Annotated in this window: 19 protein-coding genes; 11 read left to right on the top strand and 8 right to left on the bottom strand. The window is 46.8% G+C overall.

The window, feature by feature from the left end; all coding sequences use genetic code 11:
* Positions 1–38 precede the first annotated feature (38 nt).
* Together WC598_RS00785 and WC598_RS00780 are read left to right on the top strand one after the other, a co-directional pair.
* Positions 39–362, top strand: a complete 324-nt coding sequence (locus tag WC598_RS00785) for a hypothetical protein (RefSeq protein ID WP_372959558.1) — start codon at positions 39–41, stop codon at positions 360–362.
* A gap of 668 nt (positions 363–1,030) precedes the next feature.
* Positions 1,031–1,744 (top strand): carboxypeptidase-like regulatory domain-containing protein, encoded by a 714-nt coding sequence (locus tag WC598_RS00780; RefSeq protein ID WP_372959557.1) that lies wholly within the window; start codon positions 1,031–1,033, stop codon positions 1,742–1,744.
* Positions 1,745–1,984: 240 nt separating this feature from the next.
* Here WC598_RS00780 and WC598_RS00775 read toward each other — a convergent pair whose 3' ends face one another.
* Entirely contained in the window at positions 1,985–2,569 is a 585-nt protein-coding gene (locus tag WC598_RS00775) for a YIP1 family protein (RefSeq protein WP_372959556.1), read from the bottom strand.
* A 394-nt stretch (positions 2,570–2,963) separates the two neighbouring features.
* Between WC598_RS00775 and WC598_RS00770 the strand changes: the two genes are divergently transcribed.
* The 6 genes from WC598_RS00770 (at position 2,964) to WC598_RS00745 (ending at position 6,479) form a co-directional block, all read left to right on the top strand.
* Entirely contained in the window at positions 2,964–3,179 is a 216-nt protein-coding gene (locus WC598_RS00770; protein ID WP_372959555.1) for a hypothetical protein, read from the top strand.
* 517 nt (positions 3,180–3,696) lie between these two features.
* Positions 3,697–3,945 carry a hypothetical protein gene (locus WC598_RS00765; protein ID WP_372959554.1) on the top strand — a complete coding sequence of 83 codons (249 nt, stop codon included), beginning with the start codon at positions 3,697–3,699 and terminating at the stop codon, positions 3,943–3,945.
* A 754-nt stretch (positions 3,946–4,699) separates the two neighbouring features.
* Complete coding sequence (locus WC598_RS00760; RefSeq protein ID WP_372959553.1) at positions 4,700–4,870, top strand: hypothetical protein; 171 nt, start codon at positions 4,700–4,702, stop codon at positions 4,868–4,870.
* 704 nt (positions 4,871–5,574) lie between these two features.
* Positions 5,575–6,024 carry a PIN domain-containing protein gene (locus WC598_RS00755; protein ID WP_372959552.1) on the top strand — a complete coding sequence of 150 codons (450 nt, stop codon included), beginning with the start codon at positions 5,575–5,577 and terminating at the stop codon, positions 6,022–6,024.
* Positions 6,008–6,220, top strand: a complete 213-nt coding sequence (locus WC598_RS00750) for a hypothetical protein (protein ID WP_372959551.1) — start codon at positions 6,008–6,010, stop codon at positions 6,218–6,220. The genes WC598_RS00755 and WC598_RS00750 overlap by 17 nt, the downstream gene beginning before the upstream one ends.
* Positions 6,221–6,233: 13 nt before the next feature.
* Positions 6,234–6,479 (top strand): YgiT-type zinc finger protein, encoded by a 246-nt coding sequence (locus WC598_RS00745; protein ID WP_372959550.1) that lies wholly within the window; start codon positions 6,234–6,236, stop codon positions 6,477–6,479.
* A 147-nt stretch (positions 6,480–6,626) separates the two neighbouring features.
* Here the strand turns inward: WC598_RS00745 and WC598_RS00740 are convergent, their stop codons facing one another.
* Both WC598_RS00740 and WC598_RS00735 read right to left on the bottom strand, forming a co-directional pair.
* Complete coding sequence (locus WC598_RS00740; RefSeq protein ID WP_372959549.1) at positions 6,627–7,412, bottom strand: DUF1828 domain-containing protein; 786 nt, start codon at positions 7,410–7,412, stop codon at positions 6,627–6,629.
* Complete coding sequence (locus WC598_RS00735; protein ID WP_372959548.1) at positions 7,412–7,897, bottom strand: hypothetical protein; 486 nt, start codon at positions 7,895–7,897, stop codon at positions 7,412–7,414. The genes WC598_RS00740 and WC598_RS00735 overlap by 1 nt, the downstream gene beginning before the upstream one ends.
* 587 nt (positions 7,898–8,484) lie before the next feature.
* Between WC598_RS00735 and WC598_RS00730 the strand changes: the two genes are divergently transcribed.
* The 3 genes from WC598_RS00730 to dinD all read left to right on the top strand — a co-directional run bounded on the left by WC598_RS00730 (position 8,485) and on the right by dinD (position 11,068).
* On the top strand, positions 8,485–8,922 hold the full coding sequence (locus WC598_RS00730; protein ID WP_372959547.1) for a hypothetical protein: 438 nt from the start codon (positions 8,485–8,487) through the stop codon (positions 8,920–8,922).
* On the top strand, positions 8,919–9,128 hold the full coding sequence (locus tag WC598_RS00725) for a hypothetical protein (protein ID WP_372959546.1): 210 nt from the start codon (positions 8,919–8,921) through the stop codon (positions 9,126–9,128). The genes WC598_RS00730 and WC598_RS00725 overlap by 4 nt, the downstream gene beginning before the upstream one ends.
* 1,058 nt (positions 9,129–10,186) lie before the next feature.
* Positions 10,187–11,068 carry a DNA damage-inducible protein D gene (gene dinD, locus WC598_RS00720; protein WP_372959545.1) on the top strand — a complete coding sequence of 294 codons (882 nt, stop codon included), beginning with the start codon at positions 10,187–10,189 and terminating at the stop codon, positions 11,066–11,068.
* Here dinD and WC598_RS00715 read toward each other — a convergent pair.
* From WC598_RS00715 to WC598_RS00695, 5 genes are all read right to left on the bottom strand, one after another.
* Complete coding sequence (locus WC598_RS00715; protein WP_372959544.1) at positions 10,959–11,348, bottom strand: DUF1016 N-terminal domain-containing protein; 390 nt, start codon at positions 11,346–11,348, stop codon at positions 10,959–10,961. The genes dinD and WC598_RS00715 overlap by 110 nt on opposite strands.
* 1,433 nt (positions 11,349–12,781) lie before the next feature.
* Entirely contained in the window at positions 12,782–12,928 is a 147-nt protein-coding gene (locus WC598_RS00710; protein WP_372959543.1) for a hypothetical protein, read from the bottom strand.
* 142 nt (positions 12,929–13,070) lie between these two features.
* Positions 13,071–13,235 (bottom strand): hypothetical protein, encoded by a 165-nt coding sequence (locus WC598_RS00705; RefSeq protein WP_372959542.1) that lies wholly within the window; start codon positions 13,233–13,235, stop codon positions 13,071–13,073.
* A gap of 9 nt (positions 13,236–13,244) precedes the next feature.
* Positions 13,245–13,787: a hypothetical protein gene (locus WC598_RS00700; RefSeq protein ID WP_372959541.1), complete on the bottom strand. Its 543-nt coding sequence runs from the start codon at positions 13,785–13,787 to the stop codon at positions 13,245–13,247.
* 328 nt (positions 13,788–14,115) lie between these two features.
* The gene (locus WC598_RS00695; RefSeq protein WP_372959540.1) at positions 14,116–15,300 is read right to left on the bottom strand and encodes a hypothetical protein; all 1,185 of its coding nucleotides are present in this window, start codon (positions 15,298–15,300) and stop codon (positions 14,116–14,118) included.
* Positions 15,301–15,323: the final 23 nt, after the last annotated feature.

The raw sequence follows: 15,323 nt of genomic DNA, 5'->3' as shown, positions 1-15,323 counted from the left end.
CGGTACCGGTCGATACCTCCATTCCAATCCAGGACCCGATGCCCGGAATCCGGTACACTCTGAACGAGAGCGCATCCGGTAGGACTATTGTGCTCGGGAAGGGAGATATTTTTGAGATCAACCTCATGTTTGCTCCGGGACTCCCCTTTCACTGGATCTTTTCGGTCTCCGGGTGTGGGCTCGAGATGGTGAATGACGGCAAATATATCAGTGGTGACGATTATTGGAATGCCTCCGGTCATTACCGTGCCCGGTACCGGGCGGTCAGCCCCGGGAATTCGATCCTTAACGGAAAATTAGTCATCACTCCCGAGGAAGAATCCGGGTATCCCCGGTTCAATCTTACCGTGATCGTGAAGTAGACCGGGTAGAACAAAAGCCGGTCTGGATGGCCCCGATGATGTAATCCGGTTCCCCCGGATCTATGAGACCGGGTGCAGCAACGGGACAAAGGATCAGGAAAAAATCCTGGAGACAGACCCGGATAAAATCATCAAAAACATCATGGAGAAAGGGAAAAAGGTTCCTGCTCCATGAGGCCCGGGCGCTCAAGAGTAATCAGGGTGCAGATTCGGTAATGCTGATGTTCACCACGCATGATGTAAACCGTTCATATGCGGTAGGTCCCGATCAGGGATACGCGGACAATACGGCGATAGGATACTGGGGGGTTGGATCTGGAGGTGTCTATTATTTCTCACAGCCTTTTGACTATGAACATGAGGCACTGCACCTTTGCGGGGCCTGGATGAATATACAGGATCACGTTCATGCAATACAGTAAGTATTCTTGCAGTTGATCCGATGCAGCAGTTCTGCGTAAACACCAACCATCTGTCCTGGGGTCCCGGATCAACAACCAGCGTAATGCGGGATCCGGGCGAAACCGTGATAAGCCTGTCAACAAAACGATTCATTGGATGGGGAGATCATGACAATGATGGAACGCTTGATCCATTTGACAGTTCCCCATAATTTTATATTTTTTTCCCGGGATTTCAGGTGCCCGCTTCTGGTTCTTATCACATTAATGCTGATAATCACCGGAACCAGCGCTCAATCTGAGGGCGTCACTTCGACTACCCCGGCCAATGATTCCACCCTCATTATCAACATCATTACTCCCCAGGAAAATGAGTTCATCTTATTGGATGTCGTTCCACACCATGTCCGTGTGACCGGCGAGGTGAACCGTCCAGCATTATTACGATCAATAATTATCAGTTCCAGCGAGGGATCGGCCAGTTGTGGCAACCAATCCCCGTTCGGTTGTGACATTGTTGTAGCAAAAGGTTCGGAAATAATCGTTGTCACCGCCACGGACAGAGACGGGAACCGTGTTTTCCGTACACGGAGTATTAAAGTCGAAACCGGGATGCCCTCCCTCCCCCCGAGGATAACCATTTCCGGGAAGATTACAACACCGGATGGCCGACCGGTAGAAGGTGCAACAGTCCGAACGGAATTTCCCCGGGCTTATGATACAAAATCGGTTACCGTGCAATCAGAAACCGATGGCACGTATCGTATCAATAACGCACATGGATTCAGCCAGAAGATCAGTGTGGAAAAAAACGGGTATGCAAATGTTACAAAAGAGATGACCTTCAACCAGAATCTCAATACCGCTGATTTCATACTCGAACCAACAACAAAACCCGCACCCGGATTTACAACGGTCTTCTGCCTTGGTGCGATAACCGGAACTCTTCTGATCATTTCCCGGAAAAAACCGGACGGGTAAACACCTATCAGAGAAATCGTTTATTTTCAGGTATCACATCACCACCTGTGGATAATCCGGGGTTATCCCGAAAAGAAATGGATATGAAACAAAGGGTAGCCATATCGCACAGGCTCCCGCCGGGTATTGGCCCCCATCACAGACATTCTTTACAGAAACCGGCTCTTTATCCATTTATTATTTTTTTTGCGTTCATGTATTCCGGTTTCGATATATGTCCACATGGATTCGGTCATAAGCCTATGTGCCCGGGGAAACCGGAACGGGAATAAAAACCATATTCGATGTCATGAGATAGGCTGTCAGCAGAATGACGGGAATGAGCATGGTGATGATGGCAATCGTGACGGCAAGGACCGCGTTACGGGTGCTGATTTCCTGTAGCTCGCGGATTCCCAGTACACCCAGTACCAGTGACCAGAGTGTGAAGATGATCCCGATGAACGGTATCCACCCGAGCAGAAGATTTGGGGTATCCCCATAGAGAATCGCTTTGAAGGTCTGCATGATTCCCTTGCGCCCGCCAAAAAGATACACCCAGAGGTGAATCCATGCGGTGAGGAGGAGGATAAAAATTACACTGTACATCATAATAATGAAAAAACCCGTGAGCATGGCCGTAGATCCGAGGGACATTCCAGACGGCAACAGTATATTCCGAATCCCGAAAAATAATCCGATACGTGCTGACAGGATTGCATTGAGCAGGAAAAGTGCGCCAAAATAGAAGAAGAGGACACGCGAGTCATCATCACGGCTCTTCCGGAAGGTTTCAACAGGATCAAGAAGAAAACCCTTCAGTCGTGCAATCAGGAGATCGATCATCGTGATTAATGGTTGTTACAAGCGGAATAAAAAAGAAGGAGTCTGGCCGGTTGGTGATTCCCCGGGGTGTGCGTATCGCTCTGTTGTCAATCGCGGCGATGTAAGCCGGTAATTTCCGGGAGGAATCTTATTCGAAGAAGAGTACTCATTCCCGGGAGGCCGCACGAGAGGATACCCCCCACCCCACCTTCCCGGAGGGACACTACTCCCTCATCGTCCAGCACCCGATGCAGAATTTGAACTTTGACCTCTTCCCCCTCGGGGAATGGGTGCAGATTAATGTTTCCAGTAGCGGAAGTCCGGCTGGCATGAACCTCTTCAAAATCACGGGGCGGGAAGCCTTCAGGGTCGTAACGCAGCAGAAGCGCTCATCGCAGCCTTCAACTCCCCCGGTGTGGATGACACCTACATAGTGATTCCCGTCACCGTCAGTGAGGCGGGTATGAACCTCGGGGCAACGGGCAATGCATCGCCCACCTCGCCAACACTCCCGGCACAGTCACCAAAGGCCACGCCGGTCCAGCACCAGACCCCGGCATCCCCCCTCCTGTATGCTCCCATTGGAGCGCTTATCCTTGTAATGGGAATTTGTGTTTTGAACCGTCGTTAGAATTCACTTTTTTATTTAGAAAAAAATCCGGTGAAAATGTATTGCCGGGCATATGGTTTCATTACGAATTTTTTTTACTGGGATCTTTTTCCGTGAAAACAATCTTGTAAAAAAAACCGCATGAAGTCAAAGACTTCGCACCAAAGCGATGAAAATTTTGCTTGCTAAACTCAATTTCCATTTGTCAGATTTATCGTCGGAAGATTTCAAAATTTTCATGACAAAAATTGATAGTGTGAGGTTGGGTTAATTGAAAAATTTCTGAAAAGAAAATGATTGCGATCTTCATTGTGTTGGGTTTTGATCCGGATCGATGAACGACTGCCGGACCGATGGGCGCCCCACCGTGAAGAAATTGCCGGAAACCCGGATGAGGGTGATCGGCCAGAGGGAATGTCAGGAGAAGATCGGGCGACCCTCACGCGGGGAAGAGAGAATCGCAACAACATCATAACCATTTATAATCCATTCCCGCCAAAGAAAAAAGATATTTCAGATTTGCAGGGATGGTTTTTAAATGTCAAAGACACGATCGCCGCTTGCACGGCTCATGATCGTTATGATCTTCCTGGCACTTGCCGGAAGCATAACTGGAGGCCTGCATTATTATGCTGTGGATCTTCCGCACCAGAACACCATACAGCCTCCGACCAACAGCAAATCCTGCACTGATCCGGAGAGAGGGTGTGGTCAGGTATGTTATCCTCTGGCACTCAATAGCCGTGAGAGTTACTATGACTGCCTGAGAGACCTTGGTTGTTGCTGATCCGGCAACCAGGAGAACCACGAAAATGGGGGAGGAGCCGGTTGTATCTTCTGACTATCGTTTCGGAACAATGCCGGGTTCGGCTATCGTAATCCCCCCGGAAAGACCATTACTATTCCGGGCCCGTAAATTGCCCGGTTTGGCAATCCGGGCAATCGCATTTTTTCTGCACAGGAAATGATGTCCACGACCCTGCAAAAGTTCACGATTTTAACGTATTTTAAAGAAAGAAGGCCATTATGGCGAAATCAGACCTGCTAAACAGCGGGCTTCCGGCACCCGCCTGTTTTTGGCCGTACATAAGGTCCGGTAAATGAAAGGAGGGCCTGTTTTGGGATCTGGCCGAAGGGGGGGTACCCCCCACTCCCCCTTCCGGTTATTTCCGACCCGGGGGGTACCCCCCTGCCAGGATCAAAGTGACCGGGGGGTGCATCCCCGCCTGATTTTGGGAAAATACTGCGAGCAACTCATTTCTGATAACCCCCTTCTCCACCCGGCAGCCGGTGATAATCCCCCGCGAAACATCGATCACTCCCTTAAAAAAACCCGCACGTTACTCATGGTTGCGGAGGGGGGACTGCCCCCCACCCCCCCTGCCAATTATTTCTGATCAGGGGGCTACCCCCCTCGCGGGATCAAAGGGACCGGGGGGCAGGAGGGGTGCCGGGAGAATCGGGTTTACGCAACTGTACCGGTCATGGAATCAATAATGAATGCACGAAAAGTTATGGTTTGACAGACACTATGTCGTTGTATGTCCCCGGCATTCGTCCCTCCGTCCGGCCCGGTTACGCGGGAGTCCATCCTTGCCAGCACGAAGCCCCGGTCCCTCTGGCGAAAAATACGGCTGGCGCTCTTCGATCTGGGCATTGGCAGGAACGGACATGGATTTCCCTGGGTGATGTGGGTATGGAGTAAGAAATAGTGAGAAGTGCAGGATGCATATCGTCCCCGACGGCGCGATGCACGGCTGCCGCTCCCAAAGGGCAGCTCCGCGGCGGTATCAATACCTGGAGATAATGACCGCTGCCGGGTAAACCTTCCGTAAATCCCGTACCGATTCTCAAGGTTTATACCGTGCCGGATACCATGGAAGATCAAAACCGGATGGACCTTCCGGGCCGGAGTCTCGTATGTCTCAATCCACCCCATCAACGCTAGCACGACTTGTGCTGTTCATGGTCTGCTTATCGATTGCCGGTAGTATCCTTGCCGGGGTCTATTGGTATTCTGTGGATCTCCCGCAGCAGAAAACGGTGTTTGCGCCAAAAAATTACGCTGTCACTCAACACCGGGACAACCCCACGCAAATCCCTATCGGTACACCTCTTTGTATGATAAGTATCGGTACTTGCTCAATTTCAACACCGGGAATTGTGAAATGAGCTGACGGGTCCGGTCCATGAATCTCCCTCAACCAGGTGGGGCTATCTCCCACCCGGCCCCCTGTCATGCCCGGTAGGCGCCCCGCGACGGATCAATTTCACGATCACGGAGCCCCACCCGGTTCCGGAATTCGCAGGGTAACGATCCCAAACAATGTTTTCAAATCATTTTCACGCCGTGCAACGATAATATAAAAATCCAAATGTCCTGGTAGAAATAAAGGACAGTTACCAGGAAGATCGCATGAAAATCTACATGGATGTCTGTTGCCTGTGCAGGCCGTTTGATGATCTCCAGAACAGGAAAATCCGGCTGGAGGCAGCAGCAATCCTCACCATCCTTGACCGGTGCAGTCAGGACTGGGAACTATTTGGCAGTGTAGTTATTGATGATGAAATCTCACGTCTCGCAGATAGGGAAAAACGGCTGAAAGTTGAGCAGAAATGTGCGCTCATCAGCGAATACATCGAACTGGATGAAACAATTTTTTTGATGGTTCAGGATTACCAGAAAGCCGGACTTAAACTGTTCGACGCTCTCCATCTCGCATGTGCCGTGAGCAGAAAAACTATTTTCCTCACAACCGACAATAGAATTATTACCCTGGCAGGAAAAATCCCTGCAATAACCATAACGGTACAGAACCCGGTACACTGGCTCATGGAGGTGTCAGCCGATGAAAACAATCAGTGAAGTGCGAAAGGAAGGCATTCAGGCGCTCACAAAGACGCTCGGCCCGGTGGATATGGCCCGGTTTATCCAGAGCTTCGAGACCGGCTCTGGAGATTACACCAAAGAGCGGCAGGAATGGTTGCCGGATAATCTTGATGCGGTCAAGAGCGATCTGCTTGAACGGCAGAAAAAACCAAAGACAAAGAAACAGGATTAATCGTACCATTCCTATGACGTGCGTCATCTGCAAACACGGCAAGACCAGAGTGGGCACGACAACCGTCACCTTTGACAGGGACGGTCTGACCCTTGTCGTGAAAGATGGTCTCGCCAGGGTCTGCACAAACTGCGGCGAGGATTTTAGTGGACGAGCATATTGCCCACGAGAGATTCTTGTTATTGCCGAACGGATGGCGAAGAGCGGGGTACATGTCGATGTACGAAGGTACGCTTCCGGCACTGCCATGCCGTGTTGATTATCTCTCTTTTTTTCATTGCGATTACCGGAGATCTGCCCCGTGGGGATTTGGTGGAGAGGCAAGAGACACTGGTCGCAGGAGAATTGAAAACCGGTATAAGTACCAGTCAGCCATCGAAAAAGAGAAAGGAAATAATCAGGTAAATTATCCCGTTGCCAATCCACCGGATTCCTGCACATATTTTAAGAGACGATCCGTGTTTCCCCCGAAATTGGAGAACTGTTTCTCGCATATATCGGAGAACTTCGCCAGTGTTTTCCTGTTGATCTCTTCCTGGTCTTCAAAGATACCGATGGATCGGAATTTCAGGCCCCATTTTTCAAACATGAGAAGATTGATGGTTGCTTCTCTCACCCGGTCGTCATTTGCCAGAGCATAGATAAGAATCGGCCCGGAGGGGGTCTCGATCATGTAATCAGCCGTATACCGGCTGTCAGGATCATGTGATGGATCGTGCCATTCAACCTGAAACCGATTCCTGGGAATCTTCTCTTCAAAAAACTCCCGGACATCATCCATGAACGTTGTACGGACCCGCTCCCGCGAGAGGTAGGATACATCTGAAATTTTCAGCAAGGCCTGGATATAACTGTAGAGTGCATCCCCGTACTTTTCGTTGCTTATCGAAAGGATCAACTCTCCATTCCGGTCCTGAACTGAGAATGCAGAGAGAGCATTCGAGATGATCTTCTGCCGTCCCCCGTTTCGCAGATCCTTATCGTCAAGATCATATGTCAGGTGCATGAAGGTATGACCCTCATCGGACAAGAGCCAGTTTCCGTTTTCCTGTTTCAGGATAACAACAAGGTGATCGCCGTCTTCAAAGAGGAAGGGGGTGAATACATGGTATCGATCGACACCTTCGGCTTCTACGCGAACCTGATCGCATACTTTCTGCCGGAAATTCCGGGTGATTGATTTGATCGACATTACTTCAGCCCCCATTGGGAAAGGTTATGGTTTTTCGCAGAGAGGGTAAATCCGCAATCGTTCAACATGCATTCGATTGCCCCGCGATAATCTGCGTACCGGTCTGTCTCTTCAGCATAGGTATCTTCCCGGTAACCGGATTGCTGATAGCGCTCTGTTGCAGTATGTATATGAAATTCATAGAATTTGTTTTTCTCGATATGATTGCCATGTTCGTGGCTTTTTCCGTTATATCTGCGGAGACGAAACTGCTGGTTTGATCCTTTCGGGACATAGACAAGGATAACAGAAAAATCCAGTGGATTCAGATCACTTTGCCGGAAGATTAACCGGAAATCCGATCCATTTTCTCCGGTGATATCTCTCTCGTATTCTTTATGGCCGTGTTTGGTTTTTAGTTTCTGGGGTGAGAAAAAATCTTCAGGAAGTATTTTTTTCTCAGCCAGTAACGATCCGATTTTCTCATCAGTCAGCTGGATCGTCATAATTGTAAATTTAACTCCGGATATAATAATACTGATTGTAAATCATTGGGCTCATCATTTTGCTTATGAGGGAAAAACAAGAAGCAGAAGCGGAAAGAAAATTATCTTTCCTTTTTCACACCCTTAAACGGCGTCCCGTCTTGTTTTACATCCATAAATCGACCGGTGTTTGTATCGCGTTTCACACACGGGTCGATCCTTGGATTGAGAACCAGACTTCGATCATCTACTGCTCCTCTTCGAAAACCTTTGTCTCTTGTTCTTTGCCATTTCATTTCTCCGTGGCAACAATCTTTGTGAGAATTTCAGAAAAATGTTGTCGAAAGATAATTATTCGTGGATAAAATGAAGTGTCGGTATATGGTGTGAAAGTAGATACAATTGCAATAACAACTGCCGCCCCGAAGAAGGGTACCCCGCGGCGGATCAATTACCGGGAATTTCTCATCACGGAGTGCCACCCGGTTCCGGAATACAGCTGGTAACGATCCTGGACCGTGGTCTCAAATCATTTTCACACCGTGCAACGATAATATAAAAATCCGAATATCCTGATGTGAATAAAGGACCGTTACCAGGAAGAACACATGAAAATCTACATGGACGTCTGTTGCCTGTGCAGACCGTTTGATGACCAGACATCAGGACGAATCCGTCTGGAGGTAACTGCCGTCCAGGAGATAATCCGTCGTTGTGCAATGCAGGAATTCTCGATGGTTACGAGTGAAGTTATCGATGAAGAACTTTCAAAAATTCCGAATATCAGGAAACGGTTGCGTGTCGGGAAGATCCTCTCCGTGGCAGAAGAATCCATACTCATAGATGAGAGAATAATCTCACGGATGCACGGATTGATTACTCTTGGTGGAGACGCAATGGACTCGCTGCACATTGCCTGTGCCGAACGGGCCGGCGCGGTGCTCCTCACTACGGATGATGGTCTGATAACATTTTTTAAGTCAAACCGGGACATACAAGTACATATAGAAAACCCTGTCATCTGGTTAAAGGAGGGAAGACAATGAGCGCCAAAACATTGCATCAGGTTCAGCAGGAAGGCCTCGATGTACTGGTGGAGAAACTGGGTCCGGATGATGCGATCCGGTTCCTCCAGATCTATGAGACCGGGAGCGGCGACTGGACGGTGGACCGTAAAAAAATCCTGGAGAAGGACCCGGATAAAATCATCACGAGCATCATGGAGAAAAGGAAAAACGTTCCCGCTCCGTGAGGCCCGGACAACTTTTTTTTACGATAATTTTTTGGGATTCTTGGTTTTTTGATTGAATATCCAATGAATCAATCCCCATTCGCCTCCGGGAAAATACCGGGTCGGTAATCTGTACAACGAGACGGATCCGGCAAGTTGAGTAGGGGACTCTGATTGGGGTCCCCCGGAAAAAACGACCTTCATATTCGCGTTCTGTTCGCGTTTCTCAGCCCGGATTGGCAAAACCCAATACCCAAAAAACCCCCTGCCGGAACACCATTAAAGGCCATTGTATGAGGTATATTTTAGCTGATTTCCGGCAATCCGGGCATTTTCCTTGAGAATTCTCCCCGCGAAACAAATCCGGGCCCGATTTGCTGTCCACCACGGGCGCCGGAAATCACCGGAACGGAAACGGAGCCCGTATATGGCGTATTTCGGCAGGGGGGAGATGAGGTAGCAGAACGGGCGGGCGCCGGGGTATGATGGAGGGGGGGAACCCGGGACATACCCTCCCGCCACACCCGTTCTCCGTCGGAGACCCCCCTTGCTATCAGGGCCCGGATGCACCATACCAGCACTGTTTCGCGGAAAACCGACACTGTTTCTCCCAAATTTGTTATTTTTCACGCCGGAGATGCATGACAGCATTTAGCACTATTTGGCGGGGCGATCAGTTTCCGGATCGACCCCTGTTAGCGGAAAATGAAAGGAGGGGCGGTTTTGGGATCGGGTTTACACCCGCGAAGAGACATGCAATGTTGGAGAATCCGGATCCCATGAACCTGCCCGGGTGCGATATGGAGAGGCGTCACGCGGACTTCCTGCGGTGCAGAGTGGGGGTGGAGTTGACACCAGATCCTGATGGATGATAGTTGTTATACGAGCAGACCGGCCCACGATTAACATGACCGCACGTACGGTGACTGGCACAACCCGGGCGCAAATATCCACCACACAAATATCCTCGTGTACCTGAAACGGTACGATTAGTTTCACCCTGCACCGTTACATTATATGTGCCGGTAATTCCGGTATATCTATTGTAAAAAGTATATTCTCAAACATGGAACCACACCATGAAACCAGCGATTATCCAACGCCTTCACAAAAATTTTGAGGATTTCGTTCACGTACAGGATGGCGTTGAATTCTGGTTTGCCCGGGATTTGCAGAAACTTCTCGGTTATGAGGACTGGAGAAATTTTTTAAAAATTATTGAAAAAGCAAAAGAATCCTGTAAGATATCTGACAATAAGGTTCCGGACCATTTCGTTGACGCCAACAAAATGGTCCTTATCGGTTCGGGTGCGGAACGGAACATAGAGGATCTCCTCCTGACCCGCTATGCCTGTTATCTTATCGCCCAGAACGGGGATCCCCGGAAGGAAGAGATCGCATTTGCCCAGAGTTATTTTGCGGTGCAGACCCGGAAGCAGGAGATCATCGAAGATCATATCCGGCTTGCCGAGCGGCTGAAAGCGAGAAAACACCTAAAAGATTCCGAGAAAGAATTGTCCCGGAATATTTACGAGCGGGGCGTTGATGAACAGGGTTTTGCCCGTATCCGGAGCAAAGGGGACGTGGCACTTTTCGGGGGTTATTCCACCCATATGATGAAAGAACGTCTGGAAGTTCCGGACAGCCGGCCGCTCGCGGATTTTCTCCCCACCGTTACTATCACGGCCAAGAATCTCGCAACAGAGATCACGAACTTCAATGTTACCAAGGAAGATATGCAGGGTGAAGATCCGATCACGGTCGAACATGTCCAGAATAACCAGGACGTTCGCGACCTGCTCCTGAAGCGGGGAATCCGGCCCGAAACCCTTCCGCCCGAAGAAGATCTCATTAAACTTGAGCGGCGGGTAAAGACACAGGAGAAGGAGATCGCGGGGCGAGCGGGAAAGAGTACTCTGTCGCCAGGTGAGAGTAAGAAGAAGCGGGAAGATCCGCAATAATGATGACTCCTCCTACCCCCGCCATTCCCGGGGGAAGGAGATGCAGAGACATCCACTCACGCTCCATTGCATCCTTCACTTTATCGAGCAGGGCGATGTGGTGGTACCAGGTAATTTGTGCAAGCCGCTCTTGCACAATTGTTCTTTCGCGATACACGTCTGCGAATTTCCTCATATATTTCAGGTTCCGGACCGAGAACCCTTTCATATCCGGAAACTCTGGATTGAGATCATGGGAGAGGCGATCGATCACCTTCGCCCCCCCGAAGGGTTCCCCCATTTTCACCACCATTCCCCGGAAAAAACGACCTTCATATTCGCGTTCTGTTCGCAGTTCTCAGCCCGGATGGAGAAAACCCAATGCCCAAAAAAACCCCTGCCGGACCACCATTAAGGGCCATTGTATGAGGTGCATTTCAGCCGATTTCTGGCAATCCGGGCAATTTCCTTGCGAATTCCCCCCGCGAAACGAATCCGGGCCCGATTTGCTGTCCACCACGGGCGCCGGAAATCATTGGAAAGGAAACGGAGCCCTTATAGGGCGTATTTCGGCAGGGGGGAGATGAGCTCGCAGTACGGGCGGGCGCCGGGGAATGGTGGAGGGGGGAACCCGGGACATACTCTCCCGTTACATCAGTTCTCCGTCGGAGACCCCCTTGCCATCCGGACCCGGATGCACTATACCAGCACTGTTTCGCGGAAAACCGACACTGTTTCCCCCAAATTTGTCATTTTTCACGTCGGAGATTCATGACAGCATTTAGCACGATTTGGCGGGGCGATCTGTTTCCGGATCGACCATGAGTTGCGGAAAATGAAAGGAGGGGCGGTTTTGGGGGTCGTGTTCACATCGGAGAATGGGCAGACTCCGTCGGAGAGAACCTGCATTTTTGACTCGTACCGACGTGAGACTATCATCCGGACCCCCTGTTGGTGAAAATACTTCAGGACTTTTGCACAAAACAGGGGGTCGGCGGATCCAAATCCGGGCACGTATGGGGCTCCGTTCTGGAAAAATGGGGAATCGGGGCACGTCCAGGGGCCGGATTGGGATCGCTCTGAACCGCAAAAAAGGGAGGTCCGCAAGGGGGGTTTTGGGAGGGGTTTACGGCGTGAAAGGGGTGGCCGGATTTTTCTGAGAGGGCTTGAACTTTTTGCGGGAATTGTTCGTGAAAAGTTTTTATGAAAAGTTTTGTGCGAAGGAAATTATTTTGAAAAAATTCCGGTAAAATGTTTTGCCGGGCACATGGTTTCGTTATGGAATTTTTTGGCGGATATCGGTCTGATCGTTCTGGATTTTTTCTGTGAATGCGATTCTGCCCAAATAATTTGAGAGCGGGGCGTTGGGGGGTTTGAAAAATTTCTGAAATGAAAACGATTACGATCATATTGTGTTAGGCTTTGATCCGAAGCGATGGACGACTACCGGACCGTAGGACGCCACGCAGTGAGGCGAGTGTCGGGAAATCCTTTGTGCAGATGATGTGCCCAGCGGGGATGCGGGCGAGGGACCGCGTGCCGATTATCATAACTGGAATTATTACCGGGATATTGCTGTTACCATGTCTATTCATATTTTTTTTCTTGAATGAAAAATATCACTAAAATTCGATCTTGAATGAAATCGCACTGAAAAACATGAGTGATAGGGAAATAAATTAAATATTAATTTTTTTAGTTTATGTTTAAGAATGGCAATAAAGAAAATTACATTTATTTTGAATTTTGCTTTTTTAAATCTACAACAATTTCTTTTGGTATGTACATATTTGCAACCTCTTGTTTAATATCAGAATCCTCTGTTCCCCAAGGTGCTGTCTTGGCCGGAGGATTTTTTTGGGGGGTGTCATCATCGATCATTTTTCACTACTCCATTTCACAACACCCAGAAATTCGCACTCTGTTCTCATCATTTCCCCATTCATTAGTTTCTTTTTCATGATTATCTTCATTATTTTTTATTAAGGGATTAATTTTTCCAACTAATTCATCATTTACTGAATTATTTTTTCTGATCGCTTTCACGCAATTCCCTCTTTTTCTTTTCCGGTTCACTAAGACAAATTGTTTTTCGAAGAAGATTATCATTAGTTCCCCAAGAAGCAGTTTCTACTTTTTCTAGTGGTTTTGGCTCCTCTTGAATTGTCTTTTCTTTCTCTTTCTTCATATTCTCACCTCAAATGGTCAATAAACCGCAAATAAAAACAATGATCAAACCCATCCCCGCCCCGAATGCAATTTGACTGTATTTTATCCATTTAGCCTTATCATCATCGATATCTTTATTTTTTACGATGGTATTAGACATCTCTTGAGCAACGATTCTAAGAACCGTGAGATAATTTTCATCTTTTTTTGCGTAATTTTTGATCAAATGATCAGTTTCAGGAACAATTTCGTATTGTTTAATAAAAAAAGCTATCAAACTGCAAATAATAGATACTGTTAAAAAGATTATTCCGATAAGAAGAATGGCACGAAAGTTAGTGTAATATAAGAAAATCTTTGGATCTTTATAGATCTTGTCGAAAATAAATGAAATCGTGGTTCCAAGTAGGCCAATAATAATACCAACAAAACCGATTAGATTGCTGGCTTTATTATCAAGATTTGTACTTCTTTGAAACTCGGCTCCATTTCTATTTACAATCAATTCAAAAATTAATCGATCTCGCTCTTTTTCCCGCGCTTCCGAATAATCTGATTCTCCATTTGTCATGCTAGATAATTTTCTCCGAATTTACTTTGTAGATATAATAAATTAAAGACTATCAATCATTAAGTTTTACAAGGTAGCTTTTGACCGTCTAATCCGTTTATGCTAAAGAGAACGTGTTTGGCAGTTGCTCTATGAGTGTGTTTAGAAAATTGAACCGTCGGTGTTAATGTGCTGCTAGGGAGAATTGAACTATCAAAAAAAAGAAGCGTAGCGCCTTGAACTTCAAGGCAGTATGCGCCGAGCGACTTCCAGCAAAGGGGGGTAGACTCGCAATAGTGATATTTCCGAACCCGACCTCATCCCGCTGCGATGCTTGAGCAAATTTAGGTTAGTATTTTGCTCCAAAATTACTTGAACTCTCAATTTCCGATATACATTCTAAAATATCTTCACAAGTTGGATCCCTCTGAAAAGGAATTGGTTGTGATCGAACGTCAATAGCAAAGAATAGAGATAATATTGCAAAAAAAAGTGGGAACATTACTAAAAATATAGTTAGAATTGTGGGATTAATCACTTGGTGGAGATTAATAACAAAAAGAATTTGAAAACAATATGTTGCAGCAAAAATATCGACTACTAAAAAATCCCACAATATATGATATCGAGATCCAATTCTATTTTTAATAATTAATTTCTGAAATATCAAATATTTTCGTTCAGGGGTTTGTTTTTTGATTATATTCCTAATCCCCGCTTTTTGGGATACACCGTTTTCTAAAGACGATAATAACGAAATCTCCTGTGGGATATTCAATCTATATTCGCAGTGTAAGATTTTCTTATAAGAATTTACAATATCCCTGTCAATTATATGTGAGTAAAATCGCCAAATATACAAAGAAGCTATTAAAATCGTTGGTGTGATGATTAACGATAGATAACTCTCTGGATTTGTTGAAGTAAAATAGACCGCCCCCAAAAAGGTCAATGCACCAATGAATATTGCGGCAACAATACCGATCAATTGTTGATTTAAATTTATCAGTTGATGACTTCGCTCATAGGAAATCTGCAAACTCAGTCTAATATTTCCTATCATATCGTTGTTCGTTTGATAAAATGCTTCAATTTCGGGGACACAGTTATTATCATGAATTTCAGGTTCTTCAGGTTCGGGTGAACCTGATTTATTGTATTTAAGAGAATCTTTAATCTTTTTTAATTCAGTTAGAATTTCCTTTTGTGAATTTCGAGAATCAATAATTGAGTCGACCGCATAAAAAACGGCAATTGAAATTCCTAATAATGCCAGTACAAGATCCAAATTGGGTAATGTTACAATTATTTTATCGTAAATATTCCTTGCAGCATAAAGTAAGGCAATCAATGAAAAACATATGCCTAAGTACAATCCCGCCATGATACAAATCAAAACATGTTTTGAAAATTGCTCTTGCGATTTTTTATATAGAAGATAGGTTGCTATTGCGGCCCCTAATAATGGAGCAAGAAAAATTAATAACAAAAAAACTATCCAAATTATAAGAATTGTAATATCAATAAGTGACATTTATTTTTTATTAGGTTTATTTT

The sequence above is a fragment of the Methanoregula sp. genome, from assembly GCF_041645475.1.
Classification (GTDB): domain Archaea; phylum Halobacteriota; class Methanomicrobia; order Methanomicrobiales; family Methanospirillaceae; genus Methanoregula.
Note: the sequence above shows the minus strand (reverse complement) of the source record. Positions and strands in the feature narration are given on the sequence as shown.

Coding starts and splice junctions, on each gene's coding strand:
- WC598_RS00750 (WP_372959551.1), top strand. CDS start 6,008: ATGAAAACAATCAGTGAAGTGCGAAAGGAAGGCATTCAGGCGCTCACA.
- WC598_RS00730 (WP_372959547.1), top strand. CDS start 8,485: ATGAAAATCTACATGGACGTCTGTTGCCTGTGCAGACCGTTTGATGAC.
- WC598_RS00740 (WP_372959549.1), bottom strand. CDS start 7,412: ATGTCGATCAAATCAATCACCCGGAATTTCCGGCAGAAAGTATGCGAT.
- WC598_RS00725 (WP_372959546.1), top strand. CDS start 8,919: ATGAGCGCCAAAACATTGCATCAGGTTCAGCAGGAAGGCCTCGATGTA.
- WC598_RS00695 (WP_372959540.1), bottom strand. CDS start 15,300: ATGTCACTTATTGATATTACAATTCTTATAATTTGGATAGTTTTTTTG.
- WC598_RS00715 (WP_372959544.1), bottom strand. CDS start 11,348: ATGGGGGAACCCTTCGGGGGGGCGAAGGTGATCGATCGCCTCTCCCAT.
- WC598_RS00785 (WP_372959558.1), top strand. CDS start 39: ATGCCCGGAATCCGGTACACTCTGAACGAGAGCGCATCCGGTAGGACT.
- WC598_RS00745 (WP_372959550.1), top strand. CDS start 6,234: ATGACGTGCGTCATCTGCAAACACGGCAAGACCAGAGTGGGCACGACA.
- WC598_RS00700 (WP_372959541.1), bottom strand. CDS start 13,787: ATGACAAATGGAGAATCAGATTATTCGGAAGCGCGGGAAAAAGAGCGA.
- WC598_RS00755 (WP_372959552.1), top strand. CDS start 5,575: ATGAAAATCTACATGGATGTCTGTTGCCTGTGCAGGCCGTTTGATGAT.
- WC598_RS00775 (WP_372959556.1), bottom strand. CDS start 2,569: ATGATCGATCTCCTGATTGCACGACTGAAGGGTTTTCTTCTTGATCCT.
- WC598_RS00705 (WP_372959542.1), bottom strand. CDS start 13,235: ATGAAGAAAGAGAAAGAAAAGACAATTCAAGAGGAGCCAAAACCACTA.
- WC598_RS00760 (WP_372959553.1), top strand. CDS start 4,700: ATGTCCCCGGCATTCGTCCCTCCGTCCGGCCCGGTTACGCGGGAGTCC.
- WC598_RS00735 (WP_372959548.1), bottom strand. CDS start 7,897: ATGACGATCCAGCTGACTGATGAGAAAATCGGATCGTTACTGGCTGAG.
- WC598_RS00765 (WP_372959554.1), top strand. CDS start 3,697: ATGTCAAAGACACGATCGCCGCTTGCACGGCTCATGATCGTTATGATC.
- WC598_RS00710 (WP_372959543.1), bottom strand. CDS start 12,928: ATGATCGATGATGACACCCCCCAAAAAAATCCTCCGGCCAAGACAGCA.
- dinD (WP_372959545.1), top strand. CDS start 10,187: ATGAAACCAGCGATTATCCAACGCCTTCACAAAAATTTTGAGGATTTC.
- WC598_RS00780 (WP_372959557.1), top strand. CDS start 1,031: ATGCTGATAATCACCGGAACCAGCGCTCAATCTGAGGGCGTCACTTCG.